Here is a 5433-nt window from a genome sequence, read left to right on the forward strand (position 1 = left end):
CATCTATACCTCGATATCCGCACTTCGTCACGCCGGATACGAAATCGACTATAAGCGCGGCGTGGGCTATCGGCTCCTCACCCGCCCGCTTGCCGACGAAGAGATCATACGGCTCCACGGCATGGTCATGCGCAACCGATCGACGCCCATAGCCATTCGAAAGAGCATGGCGCAGCACCTGGTCGCCATGGCGAGCGCCGATGTTCGCGACTATCTCGATATGCCCGAACCGGCACCGGCCGCCAACGACGCACCCGTCAAGACAACGCGTCCGCACGCCAAGCGTATCGACACGTGCGAGCTCATCGAACAGGCCATCGACCATGGAACAACCGTCAGCTTTGATATCTCAAACGTCCTGACCCGGGGCGAAACCGAGGTGGTGCGGATGACGGTCCGGCCCTTTGCCCTCAGGCAGCGCGATGGCGTCTCGTATCTGCTGGGAACGGTCTACGGCACCCGAGGCGCCGACGACACCCTGCGCACCGTCGAGGTCAGCCGCATGAGAAACGTCAGCACGCGTTTGCTCGACGGCAAGAAACTCTTTGCCGCGCTAGACGAAGAAGACAGCCCCGCGCCCGCAGCGTAGGCCCCGTTACCGCCCGTCGTTCCTCAGCACCGCCCATCCGGTTCAGTATTAAAAAACCCGCCAGGTTATTGTAAAAATGGACATCGGCGTTACTATAGTCCCACTTGCACTTTTTCCTAGTGCAGTGTTTCCAGCCATTTTTATACTGGGGGTAATGATATGAAGGACATCACCATCAGCCGCAGGAGCCTTCTTGTCTCCGCTGGCCTGCTCGCGCTCGCTCCGCTCGCCGGATGCGGCGGCAACTCTGGTTCCGGCTCCGCTGCCGCCGGTTCCGACTACACCATCGGCGTTCTGCAGCTCACCGAGCACTCCGCGCTCGATGCCGCCAACGACGGCTTCGTCAAGGCCATCAAGAAGAGCGGTCTCAAGGTCAAGATCGACCAGAAGAACGCCCAGAACGACCAGTCCACGTGTAAGTCCATTGCCGACAAGTTCGTAGGCGACGGCGTCAACCTGATCTATGCCATCGCTACGCCCGCCGCGCAGGCTGCCGCCGGCGCCACCGCCGATATCCCCATCGTTGGCTGCGCCATCACCGACTACGCTGCTTCCGGCCTGGTCCAGGACAACGACAAGCCCGGCACCAACGTCACGGGCGCTTCCGACCTCACCCCGGTCGCCGAGCAGCTCGAGATGATGCAGAAGGTCCTGCCCGACGTTAAGAAGGTCGGCCTGCTCTACTGCACCGCCGAGTCCAACTCCGACGTCCAGATCAAGGCCGCCAAGAAGGAGCTCGACAAGCTGGGCCTCGAGTACACTGACTTCACCGTCTCGAGCTCCAACGAGATTCAGTCTGTCGTCGAGTCTGCCGTGGGCAAGGTCGACGCGCTGTACTCCCCCACCGACAACACCATCGCCGCGGGTGCCTCGCAGGTCGGCCAGATCTGCAAGGAGAACAAGCTCCCCTTCGTTACCGGCGAGGAGGGCATGTGCAAGGCCGGCGGTCTGTTCACCCTCTCCATCAACTATGAGGACCTGGGCTACGCTGCAGGCGAGATGGCCGTCAAGATCCTGAAGGGCGAGGCCAAGCCCGAGGATATGCCGATCAAGCACCTCTCGAGCAAGGACCTGGTCGTCGTCAAGAACGACGAAATGGCCGAGGCGCTGGGCATCGACCTTTCCACTCTGGACGCGTAATACCATACGCGGCATGCGTCTAGAGCCCGTGCTCGCGCTTTAGTCGCGTTATTCAATATCTGAGCCACAGGGGCGGGCGCTGTAGACCGGCGTCCGCCCTGCTTGTTTCGGATGAGTCAAAACATCCGGCCGCAGCTCTTTTATGCATTGTTACCGCTATCATGGTGACTCACGTGTCCACCCTATCCTAGGAGGTATGAAGCATGCTCATTGCATTGCAGGGCGCCGTTTCGCAGGGCGTCCTCTGGGGCATTATGGTGCTTGGCGTGTTTATCACGTTCCGCCTGCTCGACATTCCCGATATGACCTGCGACGGCAGCTTTGCCCTCGGCGGCTGCGTCTGCGCCGTGCTCATCGTCAATAACAACGTCGACCCGCTGCTCGCCGTGCTGGCCGGCATGTGCGCCGGCGCCATCGCCGGCGCCGTCACGGGTATCTTGACCACCGTCTTTGAGATTCCCGCAATCCTCGCCGGAATCCTTACGCAAATCAGTCTGTGGTCTATCAACCTGCGCATCATGGGCAAATCCAACACGCCCATCCTTGCCAAGGGCACCATCTTCTCATCCGTCAGCCACATGACGGGCCTGCCGCAGTCCACCGTTGCCATCATCCTGGGCATTGTGCTGGCCGTGGCCATCGTCGCCATCCTGTACTGGTTCTTTGGCACCGAGATTGGCTCGGCGCTGCGCGCCACCGGCAACAACGAGTACATGATCCGCGCCCTGGGCGTTAACACCAACACCACCAAGATGATCGCCCTCGTGCTCTCCAACGCCCTTATCGGCCTTTCGGGTGCGCTCATCTGCCAGAGCCAGAAGTACGCTGACATTGGCATGGGCACCGGCGCCATCGTTATCGGTCTTGCCGCCATTGTCATCGGCGAGGTGCTCGGCCGCCTGCTGCCCGGCGGTCTGACGCAGTTTAGTGTCCGTCTTGCCTCTGCCGTCTTTGGCTCCGTGGTCTACTTCCTCATTCGCGCCATCGTGCTACAGCTGGGCATGGATGCCAACGACATGAAGCTACTCTCCGCCGTGATCGTTGCCGTGGCCCTGTGCGTGCCCGTGGTTTGGGAGCGCTATAAGCTCCGCAGCTCCTACACGAAGGGGGATGAGGCAGATGCTTAAGCTCTCGCACGTCAAAAAGACCTTTAACAAGGGCACCGTCACCGAGAAGCGCGCACTCACCGGCGTCGACCTTACCCTTAACGACGGCGACTTTGTGACCGTGATCGGCGGCAACGGCGCCGGCAAGTCCACGCTGCTCAACATGATTGCCGGCGTGTATCCGCTCGATTCGGGCGTTATCGAGCTCGACGGCAACGATATCTCGCGTCTGAGCGAGTCGCAGCGCGCCAAGTACCTGGGCCGTGTGTTCCAGGACCCCATGCGCGGCACCGCAGCCGACATGCAGATTGCCGAGAACCTGGCCCTCGCCAAGCGCCGCGGCCAGCGTCGCGGTCTTTCGTGGGGCGTCACCAAGGCCGAGAAGGACGAGTACGTTGAGCTGCTCAAGCGCCTGGACCTTGGCCTGGACACACGCCTCAACGCCAAGGTCGGCCTGCTCTCGGGCGGCCAGCGCCAGGCACTCACCCTGCTGATGGCGACGCTCACCAAGCCGCGCCTGCTGCTGCTCGACGAGCACACCGCGGCCCTCGACCCCAAGACGGCCTCTAAGGTGCTCAACCTGACCGAGGAGATCGTCGACGAGAACCACCTGACCACGCTCATGGTCACGCACAACATGAACGACGCCATCCGTCTGGGCAACCGTCTGATCATGATGCACGAGGGCCATGTAATCTACGACGTGGCCGGCGACGAGAAAAAGTCGCTCACCGTCGCCGACCTACTGCAGAAGTTCGAGGAGGTCTCGGGCGGCGAGCTCGCCAACGACCGCATGCTGCTGAGCTAACGACCTAGAAAACCACCACAAAGGGGACAGGCACCTTTGTGGTGGTTTTTGTTAAGGACTAAGGAGACTGCCATGAAAAGATTCGTCCCCCGCCTTGCGTTAACCGCCGCGCTGCTTGCCGGCGTGCTCACTGGCGCACCCAGCCTCGCCCTTGCGAGCGATCTGCCCCAAGCGATCTATGGCACCGTGACCGTCATGCACACCAACGACATCCACGGCAGCTACAAGTACAGCTACAACGCAAGCAAGGGCACGGGCACCATTGGCTTTGACGGACTGGCGGTTCTCTATAGCGCCCAAAACAACGCCCCCGACTTTCTGCTCGATGCAGGCGACACCTTCCACGGGCAGTCCTTTGCCACCATGAGCGAGGGCAAGAGCATCGCCGAACTCATGAACACCTTCTACGCAAACGGCTACGACGCGACCACACCGGGCAACCACGACTGGAGCTACGGCGCGGACAAGCTTCGAACGATGGCCGGCAATGGTGCCACCAGCACGCCTTTCGCCATGCTTTGCGCGAATGCAACGTCTTCGAACGGCGTATGGAGCTCGAGCATCACCAAGACGCTCAACCGCACTTGGAAGGACGACGAGGACAGTTCCACGATTAACTACAAGATTAAGGTCGGCGTCGTCGGAGCCATGGATGAGTCGCTGGGCTCCTCGCTGCGCGCGGACCTGGTCGAGGGCACGTCGTTCTCGGGTGCGGCGGACGCCATCAATGCCGAGGCTAAGCGACTGCGCGAGGATGAGGGCTGCAACGTTGTCGTTCGTATCGCACATACGCTCAACGCCAAGGCCTTTGCCGCACAGCTCGACGGCGTCGATGCCCTGGTCGCAGGCCACGAGCACATCAACTTAAACGAGAACGTAACGGGGGCCGATGGCAAGCCGGTCCGCGTCGTCGAGGCGGGCAGCGCCTTTGCCGAGGTTGGTCTGCTTTCCATTCCCTATGAGTGCGACACCAAGGGTACCGAAACCACCAACGACGACATAGTGACGGTCTCCGCAGGCGACAGCGCTGAGACACTCTACGCCGCCAAGGACGTCGACGACCTTTTGGCTAACCCTAACAACCAGAACATCCTTGATGAGGTCCGCAACAACAAAATCAAGCCACTCGACGACGCCTTTGAAATCGAATCGAACAAGGTGATCGGCAGATCAACCACCAACTATTTCTATGGCGAGGATGCCACGGGCACACATGGCTGGGAGATGGTACGCACTACCGATTTCCGTCCCAGCGAAGCAGGCGACACCGCTAAAGCCCAGACCATCGGACATGTGATCTGCGGTTCTTATCTTAATTTGACGGGCGCGGACCTTGCCATCGAAAACGCGGGCGGCATCCGCGGCGGCATCGCGGCGGGCAACGTGACCGCCGGAAACGTCATCGCCATCTCGCCCTATGGCAACACCGTGGAAACCTGGACCATGACCGGCGCGGACTTCCTCGCGGCGCTCGAGCACTCGTTGGAAATTAGCGACAAATGCAATGACAGCTACGAACTTCAGCAAGCCTACGTCGCAGCCGGCCACACCGAGCAGGAAGCCCAGGACATGTACAAGTGGCCCAACGACTCCGGCAGCGTTCTTTCCTTTGGCGGCATCAACGTAAAAATCGACTGGACGCAGTCTGAAGGCAAGCGCATCGTGAGTGCCACGCTCACCAAAGACGGCAGCACGCTCGACCCCGCCAAGACCTATACCGTCGCCACCAACAACTACATTATCACCAACACGACCGACTTCCCCACCTTCGCAAACGCCACCAAGCACAC

The 5433-nt window shown here is 60.8% G+C and carries 5 protein-coding genes; all 5 read left to right on the plus strand.

Annotated features, from left to right (window positions below):
* On the plus strand, positions 1 to 589 hold a 589-nt coding region (locus AB5405_RS04130; RefSeq protein WP_368137695.1), incomplete at its 5' end, for a WYL domain-containing protein.
* 159 nt (positions 590 to 748) lie between these two features.
* Positions 749 to 1729, plus strand: a complete 981-nt coding sequence (locus tag AB5405_RS04135) for an ABC transporter substrate-binding protein (protein ID WP_368137696.1) — start codon at positions 749 to 751, stop codon at positions 1727 to 1729.
* 203 nt (positions 1730 to 1932) lie between these two features.
* Positions 1933 to 2856 carry an ABC transporter permease gene (locus tag AB5405_RS04140; RefSeq protein WP_117862242.1) on the plus strand — a complete coding sequence of 308 codons (924 nt, stop codon included), beginning with the start codon at positions 1933 to 1935 and terminating at the stop codon, positions 2854 to 2856.
* Positions 2849 to 3643 carry an ABC transporter ATP-binding protein gene (locus AB5405_RS04145; RefSeq protein ID WP_138113127.1) on the plus strand — a complete coding sequence of 265 codons (795 nt, stop codon included), beginning with the start codon at positions 2849 to 2851 and terminating at the stop codon, positions 3641 to 3643. Before AB5405_RS04140 ends, AB5405_RS04145 begins: the two co-directional genes overlap by 8 nt.
* 72 nt (positions 3644 to 3715) lie before the next feature.
* Positions 3716 to 5433 (plus strand): bifunctional metallophosphatase/5'-nucleotidase (locus tag AB5405_RS04150; RefSeq protein WP_368137697.1); only part of this gene is annotated, 1718 nt, incomplete at its 3' end.

This window comes from Collinsella aerofaciens (genome assembly GCF_040920445.1).
Taxonomy (GTDB): domain Bacteria; phylum Actinomycetota; class Coriobacteriia; order Coriobacteriales; family Coriobacteriaceae; genus Collinsella; species Collinsella aerofaciens_BH.

What these genes read in the sequence shown, in the direction of transcription:
- AB5405_RS04135 (WP_368137696.1), top strand. Translation starts at nt 749, where the DNA reads ATGAAGGACATCACCATCAGCCGCAGGAGCCTTCTTGTCTCCGCTGGC.
- AB5405_RS04140 (WP_117862242.1), top strand. Translation starts at nt 1,933, where the DNA reads ATGCTCATTGCATTGCAGGGCGCCGTTTCGCAGGGCGTCCTCTGGGGC.
- AB5405_RS04145 (WP_138113127.1), top strand. Translation starts at nt 2,849, where the DNA reads ATGCTTAAGCTCTCGCACGTCAAAAAGACCTTTAACAAGGGCACCGTC.